Here is a 22,881-nt window from a genome sequence, read left to right on the forward strand (position 1 = left end):
CCGCGCGCCCGGGCGTCCCGTCTGATGCTGGCTCTGTTGCACCGCTTGAGGAGAGGGCGCAACCCGCACAACGAGACCCGCCTCCACCTGGAGACCCTGGTCCGCCGCTACGGCTTCTCCATCGGCGCATACTCCTACGGACGGCCGAAGGTGCGCTTCCCCGAATCGGGCCGGCGGCTGACGATCGGGCGCTATTGTTCCATCGCCGACAAGGTCGAGATCCTGCTCGGCGGCGATCACCGGCTCGACTGGGCCTCGACCTACCCGTTCGCGGCGATGCCCGGCCTCTTTCCGGGTGCCGAGGCGCCGGCCGACTACCACGCCTCCCGGGGCGACGTGACGATCGGGCACGACGTCTGGCTCGGCTCCGGCTGCATGATCCTGTCCGGCGTCAGCGTCGGCCACGGCGCGGTGGTGGCCGCCCGCGCGGTGGTGACCCGGGACGTGCCGCCCTACGCGGTGGTGGCCGGCAACCCGGCCCGCGTGGTGCGCCAGCGCTTCGACGCGGCGACCGCCGCGGCGCTGGTGGAGGCCGCCTGGTGGGATCTGCCCCACGCCGCGGTGACGGGCCTCGTGCCGCTCCTCCAGGGCGGGCCCGTCCCCGACCTCCTCGCCGCCGTTGCGCGCGCCCGTGCGATGCCGTAGGCGCGGACCGAGGCCCGCCGGCGAAGGCTCGCGGGCGGACGAGACCGAGGACCCCGCCATGAGCGAGACCGCCACCGATTCCCCGCCGGACCGCCTCGCCACGAACCCGTCGAGCCCGTTCTACGACGAGAAGGTGCTGGAGCGCGGCGTCGGCGTGCGCTTCAAGGGCGTCGAGAAGACGAACGTCGAGGAGTACTGCGTCAGCGAGGGCTGGGTCCGCCTCAGCGCCGGCAAGACCCTCGACCGCGCCGGCAACCCGATGACGGTGAAGCTGAAGGGCGCGGTGGAGCCCTATTTCAGGGCCCCCGCCGAGGGCTGAGCCAGCCCCTCCCGCCGGGCCCGGTTCGCGCCGAAATCCCGCAGCGCCGCCTCGACCAGCGCGGCGACCTGCGCGGCGGTCCTCGGCGCCCGGATGACGAGGCTCGCCAGCACCTCGGGATGGCCGCGCCGCTGCTTCGGGGTCCGGGCGTGGTTCGAGACCCGCAGGGAGAACGGGCAGCCGGCGGGGCGCAGGTAGCGGCTGTCGCCGCGCGCGTTGCGGGCGGCCTCCGCGAAGCTGGCCGCCTCGAGGAGCCGCGCCGCGAGCGCGATGGCCTGCAGGGGCGGCAGCGGGCGCCCGGTGGGAGCATTCACGGACACGTTGTTCAGGGACCCGCGGGCTCGATGGTGCCGAGCGTCCGCCGGCCGAGCGCCCGGGCCTTGAGGCGAAGCGCCGGCCGCTCGACCCCGTACCAGGAGGCGGCCGCGATCCCGAGGGTCAGGAGGAGCGCCGGGACGAGGAGGAGGGGGGCCGGCGCCGCCGGCCAGAGGGCGTGCAGGCTCTGCTGGATCGGCCAGCCGTAGAGGTAGATCCCGTAGGAGAGGTCGGCCGGCGGGTCGAAGAGCGGGCGGGCGAGCGCCGGAGCCAGGGCGAGCCAGACCGCCCCGTAGGCTTCCGCCCCGAACAGCAGCGCCCGGTACAGGACGGTGCCGTGGGCGAGGAAGGCCGCCGCGGCGAGCGCCAGGGCGAGCGGCCAGCCGAGGCGCGCCCGGGCCCGCCCGAGGTAGAGCGCGGCGCCGATCGAGAAGATCAGGGGCAGGCGCAGCGCCGTCTCGACGCCCTTCGGGAGGTCCGCGTGGCGGGCCTCGAGGACGACCAGCGCGAGGGCGAGGATGGTGGCGAGGATCGGGGCCGCCAGCGGGCGCCGCAGGAGCCCGAGGAGCCCCGCGCCCAGCACGCCGGCGTAGCAGAGCGTCTCGTACTTGAGGGTCCAGACCGTCCCGAGCGGGCTCGGATAGGGGTTCTGCGCGAAGACGCCCGGCAGGCTCGCGTTGCTCTTGAAGGTGGTGAGCGTGCCCACCACGAAGCGCCAGAGGCCGGGATCCGCGTAGTACGCGGCCGCCGGCAGCCGGCTCATCGCCGCGCCGAGCCCGAGCGCCACCAGGAGGGTCGCGGCGAGGAGGCCCGGCAGGATCCGCAGGGTCCGCGCGATCACGTAGTCGCGCGCGCCCCGCCGGTCGAGGCTCATGGTGACGAGGAAACCCGAGACCGCGAAGAAGCCGTTCACGGCGTGCTCGCCCAGCGTGAAGCCGGTGGCGCGGGTCAGCGGCTCGTCGAGGGCGTTGCCGCTCGTCACGCTCCAGGCGTGCGAGACGACGACGGCCAGCGCCAGCGCGAGGCGCAGGCCCGAGAAGCCGTTGCGGGGCTCGGCGAGGGCGTCCGCGACCGTCCTCACGGCACGAGGCCCTCGCGGGCGAGGGCCCGGCGCCCGCGCAGGGCGGCGAGCGCGCCCGCCGCCGAGCCGCCGTAGCGCTCAAGCCCCGCGCGCCGGAGGGCGAGGGCCGCCAGCGCCGCCTTGCCCCCGTTCACGAGGAGGCCCCGCAGGCTGTCGTCGCGCAGCCCATACTTCCGGGACACGTAGGCACGCGACCAGGCGAGGTGCCAGCGGCTCCGGAACACCCGGCCGGGCTCCGGCGCCGCCGAGCGGCCGCGGCCGTGGAGCGCCACCGCGGCGTGCACGTGGACGAGGGCGCGGCCCGCATCCGCCACGCGGCGGCAGAGGTCGTCGTCCTCGTAGAACAGGAAGATCTCCTCGTCGAAGCCGCCGAGGGCGAGGAAGAGCTCCCGCTCGGCGAGGAGGCAGGCGCCGGACAGGAAGGGTGCGCAGGCGTCGCCCTCCGGCCGGTCGCGGCGCCCGCGCGGATTCGTCAGGTAGGGCGCGAGCAGCGAGCGCGGCTGGAAGAAGTAGCGCCCGTCCGGCTCCACGAGGCGCGGGGCGTAGAGGCCCGCGTCCGGATAGGCCGCGACCGCCGCGAGCAGCGCGTCTACGGCGCCGGGGCGGAGCACCACGTCGGGATTGAGGATGAGGACGTGGCGCGCGCGCGCCGCCGCCCGCACCCCGATGTTGTTGCCCCGGCCGTAGCCCTCGTTGCGGGGGTTGCGGATCACCGCGGCTCCGGCCGCCTCGGCCACCGCCGCGGAATCGTCCCGGCTCGCATTGTCCACGACGATGGCCGGCACGTGCTCGGCGGCGAGCGCCGCGAGGCAGGCGGGCAGGGCGTGGGCGCTGTCGTGGGCGACGACGATCGCGGCGAGGCTCGGCACGGGACGGTTCCGATCTGGCCCTCCCCGGGGCGGGGAGGGCGCCGCGCCTACTTCTTCTCGGGCAGGTTCAGGCGGATGTGCAGCTCCCGCAGCTGCTTGGCCGTCGCCTCCGAGGGGGCGCTCATCATCAGGTCCTCGGCGCGCTGGTTCATCGGGAACAGCACGACCTCGCGGATGTTCGGCTCGTTGCAGAGGAGCATGACGATGCGGTCGACGCCGGGCGCGATGCCGCCGTGGGGCGGGGCCCCGAGGCGCAGGGCGTTCAGCATGCCGCCGAACTTCGCTTCGAGAACGTCCCGGCCGTAGCCCGCGAGGCCGAAGGCCTTCTCCATGATCTCGGGCTTGTGGTTCCGGATTGCGCCCGACGACAGCTCGATGCCGTTGCAGACGATGTCGTACTGGAACGCCTTGATGCCGAGGATCGTCTCGGCGTCGGCCTCGCCGAGGCCCAGGAAGGCCTCGTGCTCGAAGTTCGGCATCGAGAACGGGTTGTGCGAGAAGTCGATGCGCTTCTCCTCCTCGTTCCACTCGTACATCGGGAAGTCGGTGATCCAGCAGAACGCGTACTGGTCCTTGTCCGACAGGTTCAGGTCGTCGCCGATGCGGATGCGCGCCTTGCCGGCGAGCGAGGCGGCCTTGGCCTCCGGGCCGGCCGCGAAGAACACCGCGTCGCCGGCCTTCGCGCCGGCGGCCGCGGCGATGCGCGCCTGGATCGCCGCCGGGATGAACTTCGCGATCGGGCCGCGGCCGGCGAGCTGCCCCCCCTCGTCCTCGAACACGATGTAGCCGAGGCCCGGCGCGCCTTCCGAGCGTGCCCAGTCGTTGAGCTTGTCGAAGAAGGAGCGGGGCTGCGCGGCGGCGCCCGTGGCGGGGATCGCCCGCACCACGCCGCCCGCCTTGATCACGCCCTTGAAGGCCTTGAACTCCACGGCCTCGTCGGCGAACTCGCTCGTCACGTCGGCGATGAGCAGGGGGTTCCTGAGGTCCGGCTTGTCGACGCCGTACTTCAGCATCGCGTCCGCATAGGTGATGCGCGGGAAGTCACCCGTGACGCGCTTGCCCTCGGCGAACTCCTCGAAGACGCCGCGGAGAACCGGCTCCACCGCCTGGAACACGTCCTCCTGCGTCACGAAGCTCATCTCGATGTCGAGCTGGTAGAACTCGCCCGGCGAGCGGTCGGCCCGCGCATCCTCGTCGCGGAAGCAGGGGGCGATCTGGAAGTAGCGGTCGAAGCCCGCGATCATCGTGAGCTGCTTGAACTGCTGCGGCGCCTGCGGCAGCGCGTAGAACTTGCCGGGGTGCACGCGGGAGGGCACGAGGTAGTCGCGGGCACCCTCGGGGCTCGATGCCGTGAGGATCGGGGTCTGGAACTCGAAGAAGCCGCCCTCGCGCATGCGGCGGCGGAGGGCGTCGATGATCGCCCCGCGCTTCATGATGTTGGCGTGCAGCTTCTCGCGGCGGAGATCCAGGAAGCGGTAGCGCAGCCGCGTCTCCTCCGGATACTCGACGTCGCCGAAGACCGGCAGCGGCAGCTCGGCCGCGGCGCCCAGGACCTCCAGGTCGTCGATGTAGACCTCGACGGTGCCGGTGGGCAGCTCGGCGTTCTCCGTGCCGGCGGGGCGCGTGCGCACCCGTCCGTCGAGGCGCACCACCCACTCGGAGCGCACCGCCTCGGCCGCCCGGAAGGCCTTGGAGTCGGAATCCACCACGCACTGCGTCAGGCCGTAATGGTCGCGCAGGTCGATGAACAGGACGCCGCCGTGGTCGCGGATGCGGTGGCACCAGCCGGACAGACGGACGGTCTGGCCGACGTCGGACGGGCGGAGCGCCCCGCAGGTGTGGGTACGGTAACGGTGCATTTCGGGCTCTTGCGACATCGCGCGGCACCATTCACGCGGGTGGCCTCAAGTCAAGCGCGGGGGTCCCGCGGGGGGCGCGGAGCCCTTCCGGAACGGCCCCGGGATTCCCATATAAGCCCCATGATCGACAACGCTTTTTCCCCACCCGGCCTGCTGCCCGCCGGGGCCGGGACCGAGATCCCGGCCGAGCGCCGCGAGGGTGCCTGGCAGGTGCTGCCGCTGGAGGGCCGGTTCGACCTCGTCTACGAGGACGGGAACGGCATCTGGAGCGCCCGCACCCTGGAGGCGCGCGAGCTGAAGCTCGGGCCGGGCCGCACGCTGATCGGCGGCATCGACCGGGCGCGGGGCGGCTATCGGGGCTTCCGCGTCGACCGGATCCGCCGCCTCACCGACGGGCTGACGGGCCAGCGCATCGAGGCCGGCATCCTTGACCTGCTCCTCGCCCGCGCCGCGGAGCAGCGGCGGGCGAGCGCGGCCCTCCGGCGCAAGCTCGCCCGCGCCCACCGCGTCACGGCGGGCCGCGCCGCCTGAGCTCAGCGCGGCGCGGCCCGCCGGGCACCCCGTTTGCCGGGCCGTGTGACGGAAGCCTCTGCAAAACGGGGACTTCTCCGAGGCCGGCTCCCCATCGAGCCGATCCTTCGCTATAGCCGGGACCCATGGACCTGATCGCCACCACCCCGGCCCTGGCCGACGCCTGCGCCCGCCTTGCCCGCCAGTCCTTCGTCACCGTCGACACGGAGTTCATGCGGGAGACGACCTATTATCCGAAGCTCTGCCTCATCCAGATGGCGGGACCGGACGGGACCGCCGTCCTGGTCGATCCGCTGGCGGACGGGATCGACCTCCGGCCCTTCGTGGACCTGATGGCCGACGAGGGCGTCGTGAAGGTGTTCCACTCCGCGCGCCAGGACCTGGAGATCATCTGGCTGATGGGCGAGATCCTGCCGCAGCCGTTCTTCGACACGCAGGTCGCCGCCATGGTCTGCGGCTACGGCGATTCCGTCTCCTACGAGCAGCTCGTCAACGACGTCGCCAAGGCGAAGATCGACAAGTCGTCCCGCTTCACCGACTGGTCGCGGCGGCCCCTCTCCGATGCCCAGCTCGCCTACGCCCTCTCGGACGTGACCCACCTCGTGAAGATCTACGAGGTTCTGGCGGGCGAGTTGCTACGGACCGACCGGGGGGCCTGGCTCGACGAGGAGATGGGCGTCCTCACCTCTCCCGAGACCTACCGGGCCGATCCGGCCCAGGCCTGGCGCCGGCTCTCGGGGCGGATGCGCAAGCCCCGCGAGATCGCCGTCCTCGCCGAGGTGGCGGCCTGGCGCGAGCGGGAGGCGCAGGCGCGCAACGTGCCGCGCGGGCGCATCCTCAAGGACGAGGCGGTGATCGACGTGGCCACGGCCGCGCCCCGCAGCGTCGAGGCCATGGGGCGGCTGCGCACCATTCCGGCGGGCTTCGAGCGCTCGCGCACCGGGGCCGAGATCCTCGCCGCGGTGGAGCGCGGCCTCGGCCGTGACCTCACCGGCATCACCATCCCGGAGCGGGCCCGGGGACGGAGCGGCAACACCGGCGCCATCGTGGAGCTCCTCAAGGTTCTGCTCAAGGCGGTCTGCGAGGCCGAAGGGGTCGCGCCGAAGATCATCGCCACCGTCGACGACCTCGAGGCCGTCGCCGAGGACGACGCGGCCGACGTGCCGATGCTGCAGGGCTGGCGCCGCGGGCTGTTCGGCGAGAAGGCGCTCGCCCTTAAGAGCGGCCGCCTCGCGCTCTCGGCGGAGGGCGGTCGCGTCGTGGTTCGCGATCTGACCTGACGCCTGCGGGGCGGGACCCACGCGCGGAAGCCGGGGGCAAGGCCCCTCAAGCCCGGTGACAGGGCGCGCATGGGACATTAAGTCGGGATGAAGCGGCAACGCGTTTGCCGGAACGTCCCGATCCCCCGAGCCGCTCGCCCCGCGTCCCGATGTATGAACCCGATGAAGTCCTGCAGACGCTGACGGGCCGCGGCATCGTCTCCGCGCAGGGCTGCGAGCCCGTGCGGGTCCGCTACAAGGTCGTCGTGGAGCGGCGCCAGAACAGGCTTCTCGCCCACGGCACCCTGGTGGGCAGTCATGCGGGGCTGCGGCCGATCTGGCTGGAGCCCGATTCGACCCTGCGCCTCAAGAACGGGCGGCGCATCGACATCTCCGTGACGGATCTCCTCGGCGATCAGGCCGAGTTCGAGAGCACGGGCCTTGTCACGATCCTCTGAGCGTGAGAGCGGCTCCGCGGATGGGCCGGCCTGTCCCAAGAAATCTGCGGCGAGAAAGCGCAGACGCGCGCAGGCGGCCTGCGACGTTGCAGGACGCCGCAGCGTCCGCCGCCCCCAACGCCCGAGCTTGACCATTTCGCACTGCGCCGTCAGCGGAAGGACACGCCGGCGTGAGCGAGCGTTTCCGAAAGCCTGTCGACACGCCTCGAAGACATGCCTCTTGGTGTACATGCCCGTTCACATGCGATGAAGGCATGCCACAGGTCCGTCTCTGTCAAACATGTTTTATGGCAGCGTCGCTTACTTATCGCACCGCAACATCGAATTTTGCAGGGCAATACCCTGGCTCACCATGGCTAATGGCAAAGCAAGACTTGGCTTTGCTGCGGCCAAGCCTCGACCGAGCCGATTGACGGCGGCCGAATTTTTCTTAGAGTTCGTTCAAGCTTCGGTTTCGAGGGGGTCGCCAAAGGGAGGGCGGCTCCTGGCAGAGTGACCGGCGAGAGCCGAGAACAAGCGTCACGAAACCCGCCCGCTACCGGAGCGAATCGATCCCTGTCGCAAGCAGCAGGTCAGGTCTCAGCACGCGACCGTGAGGGAACGTGCGCGGGACTCAAGATCTGTCGGAGGAATCCATGAGAGCGGTACACCTTCTCGCACTCGGCGCAAGCGTGGCTGTTGCCACCCCGGCGCTCGCCAACGAGGATCTGCTGAAGCAGATCAATAACCCTGCCCAGCAGGTGCTTCAGACGGTTGACTACGCCAACACCCGTTACTCGAAGCTCGACCAGATCAACGCCGGAAACGTCAAGAACCTCCAGGTCGCCTGGACCTTCTCGACGGGCGTGCTGCGCGGTCACGAGGGCTCGCCCCTCGTCGTCGGCAACATGATGTACGTCCACACCCCCTTCCCGAACATCGTCTACGCGCTCGACCTCGACCACGAGGCCAAGATCGTCTGGAAGTACGAGCCCAAGCAGGATCCGTCCGTGATCCCGGTGATGTGCTGCGACACGGTCAACCGTGGCCTGGCCTACGCCGACGGTGCCATCCTGCTGCACCAGGCCGACACCACCCTCGTCTCGCTCGACGCCAAGTCGGGCAAGGTGAACTGGTCGGTCGTCAACGGCGACCCGAAGAAGGGCGAGACCAACACCGCCACCGTCCTGCCGGTCAAGGACAAGGTCATCGTCGGCATCTCCGGCGGCGAGTTCGGCGTGAACTGCCACGTCACCGCCTACGACCTGAAGTCCGGCAAGAAGGTCTGGCGCGGCCACTCGCAGGGCCCCGACGCCGACATGATCATGGACCCCGAGAAGACCACCTCTCTCGGCAAGCCGGTCGGCAAGGACTCCTCGCTGAAGACCTGGGAAGGCGATCAGTGGAAGACCGGCGGCGGCTGCACCTGGGGCTGGTTCTCCTACGATCCCAAGCTCGACCTGATGTACTACGGCTCGGGCAACCCCTCGACCTGGAACCCCAAGCAGCGTCCGGGCGACAACAAGTGGTCCATGACGATCTGGGCGCGTAACCCGGACACCGGACAGGCCAAGTGGGTCTACCAGATGACGCCCCACGACGAGTGGGATTACGACGGCATCAACGAGATGATCCTCTCGGATCAGAAGGTCGACGGCAAGGAGCGTCCGCTGCTCACCCACTTCGACCGCAACGGCTTCGGCTACACCCTCGATCGCGCCACCGGCGAGCTGCTCGTCGCCGAGAAGTACGATCCGGTCGTGAACTGGGCCACCAAGGTCGACATGGAGAAGGGCTCCAAGAACTACGGCCGTCCGCTGGTCGTGTCGAAGTACTCGACCGAGCAGAACGGCGAGGACGTGAACTCGAAGGGCATCTGCCCGGCCGCGCTGGGCTCCAAGGACCAGCAGCCGGCGGCCTACTCGCCGAAGACGCAGCTGTTCTACGTGCCGACCAACCACGTCTGCATGGACTACGAGCCCTTCAAGGTGTCCTACACCCCGGGCCAGCCCTACGTGGGCGCGACCCTGTCGATGTACCCGGCCCCGAACTCGCACGGCGGCATGGGCAACTTCATCGCCTGGGACGGCGTGAACGGGAAGATCAAATGGTCGAACCCGGAGCAGTTCTCGGTGTGGTCGGGCGCGCTCGCCACGGCGGGTGACGTGGTCTTCTACGGCACGCTGGAGGGCTACCTGAAGGCGGTCGACTCGAAGACCGGCAAGGAGCTGTACAAGTTCAAGACGCCGTCGGGCATCATCGGCAACGTGATGACCTACCAGCACAAGGGCAAGCAGTACGTCGGCATCCTGTCGGGTGTCGGTGGCTGGGCGGGCATCGGCCTGGCGGCCGGTCTCACCGACCCGAATGCCGGTCTCGGCGCGGTGGGCGGCTACGCGGCCCTGTCGAACTACACCAACCTCGGTGGTCAGCTGACCGTCTTCACGCTGCCGAACTAATCGGCCGCAGGTCCGACCTCGAAACCGGGTGCCGGCGCGGGTTTCCGCGCCGGCACTCTTATGATTATAACCGTTCGCAAGAGGGCGCCGAAGGATCGCCCCAGACCGGTTCAGGTCCCATCTCAGGGAGAAAACGTGTGGTGAACACCCTCAGCAAGTTCGTCCTGCGGTCCAGCGTGGCCGCCCTCGCCCTAGCCTCCGTCTCCGCGGTGGCCGTACATGCTGAGGATGCCAAGCCCGCCGACCCCGCTCTCGCCAACTCGCTCAACCCGAACGACAAGTCGGCCGAGCCGGACGAGAAGCTCCTCAAGAAGGACGCGGCCGTGAAGGTCGAGGACGGCAAGTACCTCGACGCCGAAGGCCATCCGACCTTCCACGTCACCGACCAGGGCAAGAAGGTCGACTGGTACGCCTACTCGGGATACCGCCGCTACCACGCCGAGTGCCACGTCTGCCACGGCCCTGACGGCATGGGCTCGACCTACGCCCCGGCCCTCAAGGATTCGCTGAAGCACCTCTCCTACGAGGAGTTCATCGGCATCCTCGCCGGCGGCAAGCAGGACGTCTCGACCTCCGACCAGAAGGTCATGCCGGCGTTCGGCGATAACAAGAACGTCATGTGCTACGCCGACGACCTCTACGTCTACCTGAAGGCCCGGGCCGCCGGCGCCATGGGCCGCGTCCGCCCCGGCGACAAGGAAGAGAAGCCCGAAGCCGCCAAGAAGGTCGAGAAGGAGTGCCTGGGCGGCTGATGACGCCCCTCGCACAGCGGATTGCCGCGGCGCTCGCGTCGCTCCTGCCGATCCTGGCAGGAGCGCGCGACGCCTCCGCGCAGCACCTGCCCGACCTCGTCACCACGGACACGCTGCGCGTCTGCGGCGACCCGGGCAACATGCCGTTCTCCGAGCGCAAGGAGGATGGCTTCGAGAACAAGATCGCCGCGATCATCGCGGACGAACTGAAGGTGAAGGTCCGCTACTACTGGCTGACGCAGGGGCCGGGCTTCGTCCGCAACACCCTGGGCACCGGCCTGTGCGACCTGATCCTCGGCTCGGCCTTCGGGGCGGATCTCGTCCAGACCACCAACCCGTACTACCGCTCGGCCTACGCGCTGGTCACCCGCCGCGGCGACTTCGACGGGATCGCGAAGCTCGACGATCCGCGCCTCAAGGGCAAGCGCCTCGGCGTCATCGCCGGCACGCCGCCGGTGAACCGCCTCGGCGACCTCGGCATGGTCTCCAGCATGCAGGCCTACGCGCCCTACCAGCTCGATCCCGCCCGCAAGCACCAGACGGTGTCCGCGGCCGTGATCGCGGACCTCGCCGAGCAGAAGATCGACGCGGCGATCCTGTGGGGGCCGGCGGCCGGATGGCTGGCCAAGCAGAGCGGCACCGACATGGTCGTCACGCCCCTTCTGCAGGAGCCGGACCGGCCCTCCATGAGCTACCGCATCGCCATGGGCGTGCGCATGGGCGAGGACGACTGGAAGCGCTCGCTCAACACGATCCTGCGCAAGCGCCGGGCCGACATCGAGGGCGTGCTACGCGCCTTCGACGTGCCGCTCCTCGACGAGAACGACAACAAGCTCCTGGAGCCGACGGCCGGCAAGTGAGCCGGCAAGCGAGCGGGAGCGTGAGGGCCGAAGGGCGTCCTCACGCGGGCTCGATGCCGCGGGCGTCGAGCTTCGCCAAGGCGTCCCGCACGGTCTCGCCGCCGATGACGAGGTCCGGGGCGATCTCGGCGAGGGGCACCAGCACGAAGGCGCGCTCGCGCACGAAGCGGTGGGGCAGGATGAGCCGCTCGTCCGCGACGGTGGCGCCCGCGTAGGACAGCACGTCGATGTCGATGACCCGCGGGCCCCAGCGGCGCTCGCGCACGCGGCCGAGGGCGGCCTCCACGGAGAGGCAGGCGTCGAGGAGCTCGTGCGGCGTGAGGCTCGTTTCGATGGCGAGCGCCCCGTTCAGGAACCAGTCCTGGTCGGTGTCCCCCCAGGGCGGTGTCCGGTAGTCGGCCGAGCGGGCGACCACGCGGAGTCCGGCGGTGGCGGCGAGCCTGTCCACCGCGGCGTCCAGCATGGCGGCCTTGTCGCCGATGTTGCTGCCGAGCCCGAGATAGGCAGCGGTCATCGCGCGTCCCCGCGGGTCCGGGTGATCTCGACGGAAACGCCCTCGATCACCGCCGGCACCGGCGCGCTCGGCTTGTCGATCCGCACGGTGAGGGCGGAGAGGGCCGGGAAGCGCCCCAGGATCTCCCCCGCAATGGCCTCGGCGAGGGCCTCGATCAGGTCGAAGCGGCGCCCGGTGGCGATGGCGGTCGCGGTCTCTGTCATGTCGGCGTAGCTCACGGTGAGCGCGACGTCGTCGGCCTCGCCGGCCGGGCGCAGGTCGATGCGGGCGTCGAGGGAGACGTAGAAGCGCTGGCCGAGGCGGGCCTCCTCGGGGAGGAGGCCGTGATAGCCGAACACCGCGATGCGCTGGACGAGGATGCGGTCGCTCACGCCCGCGTCTCCGGCCGCATCACCGCGTCGACCACCCGCATGGCGTCGACGTGGGCGGCGACGTCGTGGACGCGCACGATGTCGGCCCCGAGGGTCGCCGCCAGCGCGTGCGCGGAGAGGGAGCCGTGGAGCCGGTCGGCCGGCCGCGTCTCGCGGTCGTGCAGCCGCCCGAGCAGCGACTTGCGCGAGACGCCGACGAGGAGCGGGAAGCCGAGCGCCCGGATCTCGGGCAGGCGACGCAGCGCCTCCAGGTGCTGCTCCCAGCTCTTGCCGAAGCCGATGCCGGGGTCGAGCACGATGTCGCGCTCGGGGATCCCGGCCCGGCGGGCGATGTCGAGGGAGCGCTCGAAGAAGCGCAGCATGTCGGCCACGATATCGATGTCCGGCTCGATGGTCTCGCGGTTGTGCATCACCATCACGGGTGCGCCGTGGTCGGCGGCGACGCGGGCGATGTCGGGCTCCCGCTGCAGGCCCCAGACGTCGTTGACGATGCGGGCGCCAGCCTCCAGGGCGAGGCGGGCGGTGGAGGCCTTGTAGGTGTCGATGGAGATCGGCACGGGCAGGCGCGGCGCCAGGGCGCGGATCACCGGCAGCACCCGGGCCTGCTCGGCCTCGGCCGGCACGGGGACGTGGCCCGGGCGGGTCGACTCGCCGCCGACGTCGACGAGCGCGGCGCCCTCGCTCACCAGGCGCTCGGCCTGGGCGGTCGCCGCCGCCTCGCCCTCGAAGCGGCCCCCGTCGGAGAAGGAATCGGGCGTGACGTTAAGGATGCCCATCACCAGGGTCCGGCGGCCGAGCTCCGGCAGCAGGCGGACGAGGGCGGGGGCTTCGGGGTCGGGCGGGTTCTCGCTCACGGCGCGCCATGCATCCTGTCGCGGGCCCGCGGGGGCCCCGCACCGGATGTGGACGAAAGCGGGGAGGGAGGCAACGGGATCGGCCCGTCCGCTGTCCGCCGGTCCATACCGGCGGACAGACCCTCGGCGCGGCTCAGCCGCGGAAGCAGCGGATCTCGGCCTCGGCCTGGGCGCGGCGCAGCTCCGCGACCTTGTCGTCGAACATCTTCGTCGAGCGGAACTCGTTCGAGCGCTGGCCGATGCCCTGGCGCATGGAGAGGACCGTGCTCGCCTGCACGTACCGGTCGTAGGGCAGGATCGAGGCGAGGGCGTCGAGCGAGCAGGAGCAGCGCTGCAGCGAGTCCCGGGTCTGGCCGTTGGCCGCCATGCAGCCGAACACGTAGTCGGCCCGCGCGTCGGTCGGGTAGTCGTTCTCGGACTCCGCGGCGCGGACTGGCAGGGCCAGCGCCGCGCCCAGGAGCAGGCCCGCCAGGGCGCCGCGCTCAACCAGCCTTCTGATCATAGTTCACTCGCTCCTCGAGAAGCTCGCCGCCCTCCGGATTCCTGGACTGCGCCTCGATGGAGACGATCTGGCCCGGCACCTCCGGCGAGGTGACGAAGGTGTAGGTCATGTTGGACATGCCGCGCATGCGGTCGGTGAGGGGATCCCCCTCGAACGGCTTGGCGACGATGCGCCAGCCGTCGACCTCGCGGCCGCCGAAGGGCACCTTCACGGCCGTGACCGTGGCCCGGTCGCGTAGGCCCTTGCGGATGGCGTTCTTGAGGTAGCGCGGGTTCGCCTCCAGCACGCGGGCGAGGCTGCGCAGGTGGTTCTCCAGGAAGAGCGGGATCAGGGGGTTGCCGGGCATGTCCTCGAACGGACCCGCCGGGAAGCGGTTGGCGCCCGAGAACATCTCCACGCGTACGTTGCGCGCGTCCGGCTCCTTCGCGCCGTCCAGCGAGAGCTTGATGGTGTCGTTGAGCACCGGCCCGAAGGGACCCTTGGCGATGCCGGAGCGGCGCAGGTAGTCGTAGGTCAGGGTGGTGCCGGGCGCAGCGTTCCGCAGCTGCGGCTGCTCGAACAGCAGGTCCGCGGCGCTCGGCGTCGCGCCGGCTGGCTTCTCGGCCGCCGGGGCGGCGGGCGCCGGCGTTTCGGTCGCAGGGCTTGGCGCCGGCTTGGCGGCGTCCTGCGCCGCGGCCGGCAGGGTGGCCGGCAAGATGCCCGGCAAGGCGCAGAGGGCCAGCAGCAGGGCCGTGGTCGTCACACACTTCACAGCGGGGCTTCCTCCTTGATCGGCGAGCGGATGTTGGCTCCGATCGTCCGGTACTGGTAGTCGGGCGGGTTCTCGGCCGCCTCCTCGGTCGCGAGCGCGCGCACCTTGGCGTGGAGCGGCGACAGCGAGCAGGCCGGGTCGGTCGCGGCGGCGTCGCCGGCGAGCGCCAGGGCCTGGCAGCGGCAGCCGCCCCAGTCCTTCTCGCGGCGGTCGCAGGAGCGGCAGGGCTCCTGCATCCAGTCGGTGCCCCGGTAGGCCGTGAAGGCCGGCGAGTTCGCCCAGATGTCGCCCAGCGAATGCTCCGTCACGTACCAGAATTCGAGCTGCGAGATCGTCTCGGCGGCGTGGCAGGGCAGCACCTTGCCCTGCGGCGTCACGTTCATGAGCTTGCGGCCCCAGCCGCCCGCGCAGGCCTTCGGGTACTTGGCGTAGTAGTCCGGCACCACGAGGTCGATGACGAGCTGGCCCTTCAGGCGCTCGCGGGCGGCCTCCACGATGCGGATCGAGGCGTCGACGTCGGCCTTGTTCGGCATCAGCGCGGCGCGGTTCACGTAGGCCCAGCCGTAATACTGGGTGTGGGCCACCTCGAGCCGCTTGGCGCCGAGCTTCACCGCGAGGTCGATGAAGCCCTCGACCTCGTGGATGTTGCCGCGGTGGATCACCGAGTTGAGGGTCAGCGGCAGGCCGAGGCTCGTCACCTTCTCGGCGAAGAGCATCTTCTGCGGCTGCGCGTTCCTGAGGCCGCCGATCTTCTCGGCGTTCTGCGCGTCGACGCCCTGCACGGAGAGCTGCACGTGGTCGAGGCCGACGTCGTAGAGCGCCTGGAGCTTGTCGAGCGCGCCCCCGACGCCCGAGGTGATCAGGTTCGAGTAGAGGCCGAGCTTGGCGCAGGTCTCCGTGATCTCGACGATGTCGGCGCGGGCGGTCGGCTCGCCGCCCGAGAGGTGGACGTGGAGCACGCCGAGGGCCGCCGCCTCGGTCAGCACCCGCTGCCAAGTCGCGGTGTCGAGCTCGCGCGAGCGGCGGTCGAGTTCGAGCGGGTTCGAGCAGTAGGGGCAGCGCAGCGGGCAGCGGTGGGTCAGCTCGGCCAGCAGCCCCACCGGCGCCGGGGCGCCCTGCGGGTTCGGCGTGATCGCGTTCATCGCTCCAGCACCCTCTTCTGCGCGAGGTCGTTGAGCATCGCCAGGATGTCGACCTCGATCACCTTCGGATCGGCCGCGTAGGTCTCGGCGAGCTTGACGGCGATGTCCGTGACGGTGCGGCTGCCGTCCACGAGCTGCAGCACCGCCACGGCGTTGTCGTCGAGGTCGAAGGTCCGCTCGGGGGCGAGCAGGACGTGCTTCCGGCGGGTCTCGTCGAAGCGCATGCGCACGCCGCGGGGCAGGCGCGGCCGGTCGCCGGCCTCGATGCGGCCGGTGCCGGCGGCCTGGGTCGGGGCGGCCTGGGTCGGGGCGGCCTGGGGGGCAGCCTTCTCGGCCGGGACCTCGGCGACGAGGCCCTCGCCCGGGCGCCAGGCGTCCGGCGGGATCATGCCCGGCGCCACGTAGGCGAAGTAGAGGGCGTCGAGCTGCGTCCAGAGGACGTTGCACTTGAAGGTCAGCGCGGCCATGGCCTGCCGCTGCAGGGCCGGCGTGGTGGCGTGCTGCTTGACGTAGTCGAGGGCGAAGTCGGCGTCGCGCGGCGCCTGGGTCAGGCGCTTGTCGAAGTAGGCGAGCGTGTCCTTGGTGATGAAGTCGTAGTTCTTCAGCATGCCGGCGACGCGCTCGGAGATGATGGTCGGGGAGAACATCTCGGTGAGCGAGGAGGCGATCGCCTCGAGGAGCGAGCGCTCCGAGACGAAGTGGACGTAGGCCTCCACCGAGAACTTCGTGGCGTTGAGAATGCCCCGCGTGGAGAGCACGTAGTCCCGCTCGAACCCGACGCCCTCGGCGAGCTTCAGCCAGCGCTCGATGCCGCCGTCCCCGGGGGCGTCGCCGTCGTGGTCGACGATGCGCTGGCGCCAGACCCGGCGCAGGCTGGCGTCGGTCATGCGGGCGAGGACGGCCGCGTCCTTCACGGGGATCATCGCCTGGTAGTAGTAGCGGTTGAGCGCCCAGGCGCGGACCTGATCCTTGTTGAGCTTGCCGTCGTGGAGGAGGCGGTGGAACGGGTGCAGGTTGTGATAGCGCCGGGCACCGATGTCGCGCAGGGCCGCCTCCAGCTCCTCGGGGCTGAGGAGGCGCTGGGACGCATCGGCGGCGGGAGTCGGGAAAGCTGCGGTCATGGCGTCGTCCAGGCGTTCTTCGGCTGCGTTTCCGGAATTTTGATTCATTGTAGGGACGCCCGGCACTCGGGACCAGGGCTGCCGCTGCGCGATTGGATCGCGCGCTAGATATAAGGCCCCCGGATCCGCGGGACCACCCGCCCCCGCGCCGCCTCTCGCCGGGCCGGCCCGCTACAGCGTCAGGCTCAGCCCGTCATGGGCCACCGTCCAGCCCTCGGCCTCGACGCTCGCGCGCTCCGGCCCGTCCTCGATCAGGACCGGATTGGTGTTGTTGATGTGCACGAAGACCCGGCGGCCGATTGCGACCGGCGCGAGCGCCGCGATGGCACCGTTCTCGCCGCGCATCGGCACGTGGCCCATGCGCCAGCCCGTCTTGGTGCCGACGCCGGCGCGGATCATGTCGTCGTCGTGCAGGACCGTGCCGTCGAACAGCAGAGCGTCGACGCCGGCGATCCGGTCCCTCAGCCCGTCCGTGACGCGGGCGCAACCAGGAATGTAGGCGAGCCGGCGACCGCCGGCCTCGATCATGGCGCCGACCGTGGTCTCGGTCTCGGCGCCGATCTGCATCGTCTCGTCCTCCAGCCAGAGGGGCACCTTGCCGGGCACCGCGAACAGGGTGACGGACAGGCCGGGCAGGGGCTCGAAGGTCCGGTCCAGGGTGATGGGCTGCCGGCCCACCACCTCCGCCGCCATCACGTCGAAGACGCGGTTGGCGTTGACGGAATCGAGGATGCCCTGCGTGCCGTAGAGGGTGAAGGGCTGCGCCTCGCGCAGGGTCAGGAGGCCCGCGACGTGGTCGACGTCGCCGTTGGTGAGCAGCACGGCCCCGATCGGCGAGTGGCGCAGGCCCTCGCGCGGGTGCAGGTCGGGGGTGTCGTTGAGCTGGGCCCGGATGTCGGGCGAGGCGTTCACCAGGAGCCAGCGCTCTCCATCGGCGGAGACGGCGATGCTCGACTGGGTGCGGGGGCGGACGCGCCCGGGCTCGCTGCGGGCGAGCGAGCAGATGGGGCAGCGGCAGTTCCACTGGGGAAGGCCGCCGCCGGCGGCCGAGCCGAGGATCACGACACGCATGGGTCTCCCCGATGGTCCTGCGATCCCCGGCCGGCGCTCACCTTAGTGGAAGGTGTCGATCTCGGCCGACTCGTAGCTCGTGACTTCCATGCCGACGCAGATCTCGGAAACGATGGGGGCAGCCCACTTCATGGTGTTTCTCCTCGGACTTTTCGATTCGTCAATCTCGCCGGGATCCCGTCTAAGAGGATCCTAAGATATTGACGGTGCAGCGATTTTTGCCGCCGCAGCTATATCGGCGATTTGGCGCGCCACTTCAAGCGCAAAATTGCCGGATCATCCCAAAATCGTGTGAGGCGGGTGAGCGGGACGTTAAGCGCTGCGGCCCGCCGGCGCGCCGTCTCAATGGCGGAAATCCTGGCCCCGCAGGTCGAGCATGAAGCCCCGGCCCCGCACCGTCACGAGGACGGGCCCGCCGAAGCGCACGAAGTCCGCCATCTTGGAGCGCAGGTAGCCGACGTAGACGTCGACCACGTTGAGGGAGAGGCCACCCTGGCTCGCCCAGAGCTTGTCGAAGATGTCGCCCCGCGAGACCGGCCGGTTGGCGCCCTCCATCAGCATGGCGAGGAGCTCCGCCTCGCGGGGGGTGAGGCGGGCGGAGGCCTCGCCGCAGCTCACCTGCCGGGTGTTGAGGTCGAGGGTGAGCTTGCCGGCGGTCACCAGGGTGCGGGGCGCGTCCGACTCCCGGCGGCGCAGCAGGTGGGTGCGCAGGCGCGCCACCAGCTCGTCGAACACGAAGGGCTTCACGATGTAGTCGTCGGCCCCGAGCGCCAGGCCCTCGGCGCGGTCGCGGATCTCGTCGCGGGCGCTGAGGAACAGGATCGGGCCCGGATAGCCGCCCTCGCGCAGCGAGCGGCAGACGTCGTGCCCCGAGCCGTCCGGCAGGGTGATGTCGAGCACCACCGCCTCGGGCGCCTCGTCCCGCGCGGCGGTGAGCGCGTCGCCGACGCAGCCCGCCATGCCCACCGAGAAGCCCTCCGCCTCCAGGCCGCGGGCCAGCATGGCGCGGATGTCGCTGTCGTCCTCGACGATGAGTACCCGCGTCATGCGGCGCCCTCCCTGATCTGCCGCCCTTCGTTCTGCTGGAGGGCGAGGTCGAGCACGGGGAGGTCGAGAACGACCTCCGCCCCGCGCCCGTGCTCGCCCCGCCCGAGGCGGATCGCGCCATCATGCTGCTCAATCACCCAGCGCGCCAGTGCCAGGCCGATGCCGAAGCCCGTCTCGTTGGGCCGGGTGCCGCGCCGGAAGCGCTCGAACAGCTCGTCCGGCCCCTCGGAGAAGCCCGCGCCGTCGTCGCGGATCGCGATGCGGGCGCGGGGGGCGTCGGGCGTCCCGGCGGGCGCGAGCGACACCCGCACCCGGGTGAGGCCGGTGGCGTGCCGGAAGGCGTTGTCGATGAGGCTCTCGACGACCTGGCGCAGCCATTCCCGGTCGGCGAGGATCGCGAAGTCCCGCGGGCCGGGGTCGAAGTCGAGGGCGACCCGCCGCCGGGCGGCCTCGGAGCCCGCGTTGTCGACGGCCTCCTCCAGCACCTGCACGGCGCCGACCGCCCGGCGGTCGAGCTCGATCGCGCCGGATTCGGAGCGGGCGACCCGGAGGAGGTCCTCGACGCGCAGCTTCAGGCGCTGCGCCCGCTTGCGGATGGTGGCGAAGACGGGCGCGAAGTCCGGCGGGCGGGCGCCGGGCTCGGAGGCCCGCGCGAGGCTGCGGCCCGCGATGTCGCACTCCCCGAGGATCACGGTCAGGGGCGTGCGCAGCTCGTGGCTGACGTCGGCGAAGAAGCGCCGGCGGGAGCGGTCGACCGCCTCCAGGCGGGCGTTGGCGGCGCGCAGGTCCGCGGTGCGGGCCTCGACCGTGTCCTCCAGCGCCGCCCGGTCGGCCGCGAGCCGGCTCTCGCGGCGGGAGAGGCGGGCGGCCATGCGGTTGAAGTTCGCGACGAGCAGGCCGAGCTCGTCGCGGGTCGCCACGGAGAGACGGGTGTCGAGGGCGCCGCTGCCCACCGCGCCGGCCGCCCGCCGCACCGCCTCGATGCGGGCCAGCGTGGGGCGGGTGACGCTGCGGTAGAGCACCGCCACGAGGGCGAGGGCGAGCAGCACCGCCGCCGCGGAGGCGAGGCGCAGGCGCTGCGACAGGGCGCGGGCCTGCTCGGAGCCCAGCACCATGCTGCGCCGCTCGGCCTCGATCAGGAAGGAGAGGGGCTGGCCCGTCATCGCCCCGAAGCCGTTGAGCGCGCCCTTGATGGCGTTCTTGCGCGCCTCCGCATCGGATTGCCGCTCGATCTGCGAGACCTGACGGTCGAGGACGGCGCGCGCGGCGCGCAGCTGCGCGAGCGGCCGCATGCGGGCGGCGAACTGCACCCGGTCGGTCTGGTCGTCGGAGGTGGCGCTGAGGGTGCGGGCCACCGCCTCCTCGACGGCGGAGAGCGCCCGGTCGGCGTTGGTGCGGGCGACGCCCATCGCCTCCGGCTGCCCGTCCGGGTTCGTCACGGTCTCGACGGCGGCGAGGCCGAACTGGGTCATGCGCCCGGACAGCTCGGCGAGGAGCTCCAGCCGCCCTTGCGCCTCCAGCGTGCGGTCGATGGTGCGCTCGGCCGCCCCGATCGAGGCCAGCACCCCGGCGGCGGCCAGCACGACGAGGAGCGCCGTCCCGCCGAGCAGCAGCCCGAACCGTACCTTCAGCGAACGCATGGACCCTTGCTCCGGCCGCGGGGGGCGACCGGGAGAGAGTGTCACCGCGCTGGCCGCCGGCCAAGGGGACCCGGGTGCCGCGCCCCCGTCGGGTCGGCGGGAATCGCCGCGGGTCGGCGCGCAGGGGCCTCACGACTTTCGGTAGCTATTATACCTGAGAAAACCCAGAGTTGTGACACCAAAACGCAACATTACGGCATAAAATTACTACGGCTCTAAGATCGATATCTGTGCCTCTCCTTCGTCCGAAACTTGGATTTACTCCAATTACAGAAGATAGCATCGAGCGCCTGCTTTCCCCGCCCGTCCCCCCGTGCCACCGGGGCCGCACGCGGCTCCGGCCGCCCCGAGTGAGGACAGGCCCGCCCCATGACCATCCAGCGCCACCCGGCCGCCCGCGCGGCCGCCCTCCTGTCGGCGGTCTGCCTCGGCGCGTCCGGCGCGCGGGCGGCGCCCGAGGCGGCCGTGGCCCTGGAGGAACTGGAGGTGAGCGCGAGCCCCATCGCCACCGCGCAGGTCCCGGCCGCGGCCCGGACCTACGCGGGCAGCCGGGGGGATGCCACCGCCGCGGCGATCGCGGCCTCCGGCGCCCAGAACCTCACGGAGGCCCTGCGGCTGATCCCCGGCGTCCAGGCGCCCCCGCCGAACGGCACCGGCAGCGGCGACTTTGCGCAGAACATCGGCATCCGCGGCCTCAACCCGCGCCTCGGCAGCTACGCGACGGTGCTGCTCGACGGGGTGCCGATCTCCAACGCGCCCTACGGCCAGCCGGAGCTGTCCCTGGCGCCGGTCTCGGTGGGGATGCTGGAGCGCATCGACGTGATCAAGGGCGGCGCCGCGGTGCGCTACGGCCCGCAGAACGTCGGCGGCGTCATCAACTACGTGACCTGGCCGATCCCGCGGGAGTTCGGCGGGCAGGTGCGCCTGCGCGGCAACCTGAACGGGTCCGGGGCGGCCGGCGGCTTCCTCAACGGCCAGGCCGACCTCGTGGTCGGCGGCAGCAACGCCGAGGGCAGCGGGCTCGCGCTCCTCTACTCGGGCAACCACGGTCCGTCCTTCCGGCCGCGCACGAACCAGGACATCGACGACGCGATGCTGAAGTATCGCGTCCAGCTCACGCCCGAGAGCTACATCGACGGCCGGGTGAAGGGCTTCGTCGCCTCCGCCGAGCTGCCGGGCCCCCTCGACCAGCGGGCCTACGCGCGCAACCCCTACGGCTCCACCAACGCCTTCCAGAGCTACGAGGCGAGCCGGGTCGAGGGCGTGGCGCGCTACGTCAACGAGTTCGACGGCACCCGCTACTTCGAGACGACCGTCTTCGACCTCGCCAGCAGCCGCACCTACGCACTCTCGAACCGCAGCCGCGATACCTTGGCGACGCAGTTCGACATCCTGCCGCGCACCTACAACACCCTCGGCATCGAGCCGCGCTACAGCGTCCGCACCGACCTCCTCGGGATCGCCCAGGAGATCTCGGTGGGCTACCGCTACGTCCGCGAGGACTCGGACGAGCGCCGCCTGCGGCGCAGCTTCCGCGCCGGCGCGAACCCCTTCTCCGTGCTCCCCGTGACCGTGCGGGACTCCACGGGCCGGACGGACGCGCACGCCGCCTACCTCGACGACAAGCTCACCTTCGGGGCCCTCACGGTGACCCCGGGCATCCGCGTCGAGGACGTGACGATCGGCCGGCGCAACAACCAGACCGGCTATGAGGCCGCGCAGCACTACACGGTGCCGTTGCCCTCGCTGCGCGTCGGCTATCAGGCCGCCCCCGACCTCTTCCTCTACGGCAACGTCGGGCGCTCCTTCGGCTCGGTGGCCTTCCTGCAGCTGCCCCTGAGCCCCATCGACCAGCGCCTGGAGCCCGAGATCGCCACCACCGCGGAGGTCGGCGCGCGCTACTTCCTCGGCGGCCTCACCGCCGAGATCGCCCTGTTCCGCCTGAACTTCGACAACCAGATCGAGTACGACGCGGTGGGCAGCAACTACCGCAACGTTGGCCGCACGCTGCACCGGGGCGTCGAGACGAGCCTGCGCTACGACCTCGCGGGCCTCCACCCGGCGCTGACCGGCCTCGGCGTCTACGCGACCTACGCCTACACCCGCGCCACGGCGGAGGAGGGCGTCTTCCGGGGCAACGACCTGCGGCTCTATTCCCGCCGCACCGGCACGGTGGGGGCGACCTACGCGACCGGCCCCTTCTCCCTGGACACGTTCGGCTACCTGCAATCCGCCCAGTTCGCGGACGAGGCCAACACCGTCGTGCCGAGCGCGGACGGGAAGCTCGGCCGCATCCCGGGCTGGGCGATCTGGAACGCGCGGGCGAGCTACGAGGTGGCGCCGGGCGCCAAGCTCAGCCTCGGCGTGCAGAACCTGCTCGACCGGCGCTACTACACGCGCGCCAGCCTGGAGGATAACGGCGGCCTCTACGCGGGCCCGCCCCGCACCGTCTACGTCGAGCTGCGGACCCGGTTCTGAGGAC

24 protein-coding genes are annotated in these 22,881 nt (G+C 71.2%); 9 read left to right on the forward strand and 15 right to left on the reverse strand.

Annotation, left to right across the window (positions count from 1 at the left end):
- Window positions 1-24 precede the first annotated feature (24 nt).
- Together ACLBXP_RS10605 and ACLBXP_RS10610 are read left to right on the forward strand one after the other, a co-directional pair.
- A complete protein-coding gene (locus ACLBXP_RS10605; RefSeq protein ID WP_447667615.1) occupies window positions 25-645 on the forward strand; it encodes a CatB-related O-acetyltransferase in 621 nt (206 codons plus the stop codon).
- Between the two features lie 58 nt (window positions 646-703).
- Window positions 704-964, forward strand: coding sequence for a DUF3297 family protein (locus tag ACLBXP_RS10610; RefSeq protein WP_447667616.1), 261 nt, complete (start codon window positions 704-706; stop codon window positions 962-964).
- Here ACLBXP_RS10610 and ACLBXP_RS10615 read toward each other — a convergent pair.
- The 4 genes from ACLBXP_RS10615 to aspS are packed head-to-tail and all read right to left on the reverse strand — an operon-like array spanning window position 937 to window position 5,088.
- Complete coding sequence (locus ACLBXP_RS10615) at window positions 937-1,278, reverse strand: hypothetical protein (protein WP_447667617.1); 342 nt, start codon at window positions 1,276-1,278, stop codon at window positions 937-939. The two genes, ACLBXP_RS10610 and ACLBXP_RS10615, sit on opposite strands and share 28 nt — an antisense overlap.
- Before the next feature lie 11 nt (window positions 1,279-1,289).
- Window positions 1,290-2,360, reverse strand: coding sequence for an acyltransferase family protein (locus ACLBXP_RS10620; RefSeq protein WP_447667618.1), 1,071 nt, complete (start codon window positions 2,358-2,360; stop codon window positions 1,290-1,292).
- Window positions 2,357-3,229 (reverse strand): glycosyltransferase, encoded by an 873-nt coding sequence (locus tag ACLBXP_RS10625; protein WP_447667619.1) that lies wholly within the window; start codon window positions 3,227-3,229, stop codon window positions 2,357-2,359. Before ACLBXP_RS10625 ends, ACLBXP_RS10620 begins: the two co-directional genes overlap by 4 nt.
- 47 nt (window positions 3,230-3,276) lie before the next feature.
- Window positions 3,277-5,088, reverse strand: coding sequence for an aspartate--tRNA ligase (gene aspS / locus ACLBXP_RS10630; RefSeq protein ID WP_447667620.1), 1,812 nt, complete (start codon window positions 5,086-5,088; stop codon window positions 3,277-3,279).
- A 120-nt stretch (window positions 5,089-5,208) separates the two neighbouring features.
- Between aspS and ACLBXP_RS10635 the strand changes: the two genes are divergently transcribed.
- The 6 genes from ACLBXP_RS10635 (at window position 5,209) to xoxJ (ending at window position 11,386) form a co-directional block, all read left to right on the forward strand.
- Entirely contained in the window at window positions 5,209-5,619 is a 411-nt protein-coding gene (locus tag ACLBXP_RS10635; protein ID WP_447667621.1) for a hypothetical protein, read from the forward strand.
- 125 nt (window positions 5,620-5,744) lie between these two features.
- A complete protein-coding gene (gene rnd / locus ACLBXP_RS10640) occupies window positions 5,745-6,899 on the forward strand; it encodes a ribonuclease D (protein ID WP_447667622.1) in 1,155 nt (384 codons plus the stop codon).
- A gap of 149 nt (window positions 6,900-7,048) precedes the next feature.
- Window positions 7,049-7,336, forward strand: coding sequence for a hypothetical protein (locus tag ACLBXP_RS10645; protein WP_447667623.1), 288 nt, complete (start codon window positions 7,049-7,051; stop codon window positions 7,334-7,336).
- A gap of 635 nt (window positions 7,337-7,971) precedes the next feature.
- Window positions 7,972-9,774, forward strand: a complete 1,803-nt coding sequence (xoxF1, locus tag ACLBXP_RS10650; RefSeq protein WP_447667624.1) for a lanthanide-dependent methanol dehydrogenase XoxF1 — start codon at window positions 7,972-7,974, stop codon at window positions 9,772-9,774.
- Window positions 9,775-9,914: 140 nt separating this feature from the next.
- Window positions 9,915-10,526, forward strand: coding sequence for a c-type cytochrome, methanol metabolism-related (locus ACLBXP_RS10655; protein ID WP_447667625.1), 612 nt, complete (start codon window positions 9,915-9,917; stop codon window positions 10,524-10,526).
- Window positions 10,526-11,386: a rare earth element methanol dehydrogenase accessory protein XoxJ gene (gene xoxJ / locus ACLBXP_RS10660; RefSeq protein ID WP_447667626.1), complete on the forward strand. Its 861-nt coding sequence runs from the start codon at window positions 10,526-10,528 to the stop codon at window positions 11,384-11,386. The genes ACLBXP_RS10655 and xoxJ overlap by 1 nt, the downstream gene beginning before the upstream one ends.
- 40 nt (window positions 11,387-11,426) lie before the next feature.
- Here the strand turns inward: xoxJ and folK are convergent, their stop codons facing one another.
- From folK to ACLBXP_RS10715, 11 genes are all read right to left on the reverse strand, one after another.
- Complete coding sequence (gene folK, locus ACLBXP_RS10665) at window positions 11,427-11,900, reverse strand: 2-amino-4-hydroxy-6-hydroxymethyldihydropteridine diphosphokinase (RefSeq protein ID WP_447667627.1); 474 nt, start codon at window positions 11,898-11,900, stop codon at window positions 11,427-11,429.
- Window positions 11,897-12,271 (reverse strand): dihydroneopterin aldolase, encoded by a 375-nt coding sequence (folB, locus tag ACLBXP_RS10670; protein ID WP_447667628.1) that lies wholly within the window; start codon window positions 12,269-12,271, stop codon window positions 11,897-11,899. The genes folK and folB overlap by 4 nt, the downstream gene beginning before the upstream one ends.
- Window positions 12,268-13,047: a dihydropteroate synthase gene (gene folP, locus ACLBXP_RS10675; RefSeq protein ID WP_447667734.1), complete on the reverse strand. Its 780-nt coding sequence runs from the start codon at window positions 13,045-13,047 to the stop codon at window positions 12,268-12,270. Before folP ends, folB begins: the two co-directional genes overlap by 4 nt.
- Window positions 13,048-13,258: 211 nt before the next feature.
- Entirely contained in the window at window positions 13,259-13,627 is a 369-nt protein-coding gene (locus ACLBXP_RS10680) for a hypothetical protein (RefSeq protein WP_447667629.1), read from the reverse strand.
- Window positions 13,608-14,369 carry a hypothetical protein gene (locus ACLBXP_RS10685; protein ID WP_447667735.1) on the reverse strand — a complete coding sequence of 254 codons (762 nt, stop codon included), beginning with the start codon at window positions 14,367-14,369 and terminating at the stop codon, window positions 13,608-13,610. The genes ACLBXP_RS10680 and ACLBXP_RS10685 overlap by 20 nt, the downstream gene beginning before the upstream one ends.
- 5 nt (window positions 14,370-14,374) lie before the next feature.
- Window positions 14,375-15,520: a pyrroloquinoline quinone biosynthesis protein PqqE gene (gene pqqE, locus ACLBXP_RS10690; RefSeq protein WP_447667630.1), complete on the reverse strand. Its 1,146-nt coding sequence runs from the start codon at window positions 15,518-15,520 to the stop codon at window positions 14,375-14,377.
- The gene (gene pqqC / locus ACLBXP_RS10695; RefSeq protein ID WP_447667631.1) at window positions 15,517-16,641 is read right to left on the reverse strand and encodes a pyrroloquinoline-quinone synthase PqqC; all 1,125 of its coding nucleotides are present in this window, start codon (window positions 16,639-16,641) and stop codon (window positions 15,517-15,519) included. Before pqqC ends, pqqE begins: the two co-directional genes overlap by 4 nt.
- Window positions 16,642-16,812: 171 nt before the next feature.
- Entirely contained in the window at window positions 16,813-17,712 is a 900-nt protein-coding gene (pqqB, locus tag ACLBXP_RS10700; RefSeq protein ID WP_447667632.1) for a pyrroloquinoline quinone biosynthesis protein PqqB, read from the reverse strand.
- A gap of 42 nt (window positions 17,713-17,754) precedes the next feature.
- Window positions 17,755-17,844: a pyrroloquinoline quinone precursor peptide PqqA gene (gene pqqA / locus ACLBXP_RS10705; protein ID WP_447667633.1), complete on the reverse strand. Its 90-nt coding sequence runs from the start codon at window positions 17,842-17,844 to the stop codon at window positions 17,755-17,757.
- Between the two features lie 210 nt (window positions 17,845-18,054).
- Entirely contained in the window at window positions 18,055-18,759 is a 705-nt protein-coding gene (locus ACLBXP_RS10710; RefSeq protein ID WP_447667634.1) for a response regulator transcription factor, read from the reverse strand.
- Window positions 18,756-20,399 carry an ATP-binding protein gene (locus tag ACLBXP_RS10715; protein WP_447667635.1) on the reverse strand — a complete coding sequence of 548 codons (1,644 nt, stop codon included), beginning with the start codon at window positions 20,397-20,399 and terminating at the stop codon, window positions 18,756-18,758. Before ACLBXP_RS10715 ends, ACLBXP_RS10710 begins: the two co-directional genes overlap by 4 nt.
- A 369-nt stretch (window positions 20,400-20,768) precedes the next feature.
- Between ACLBXP_RS10715 and ACLBXP_RS10720 the strand changes: the two genes are divergently transcribed.
- Window positions 20,769-22,877 carry a TonB-dependent receptor family protein gene (locus tag ACLBXP_RS10720; RefSeq protein ID WP_447667636.1) on the forward strand — a complete coding sequence of 703 codons (2,109 nt, stop codon included), beginning with the start codon at window positions 20,769-20,771 and terminating at the stop codon, window positions 22,875-22,877.
- Window positions 22,878-22,881: the final 4 nt, after the last annotated feature.

This window comes from Methylobacterium sp. A54F (assembly GCF_053346035.1).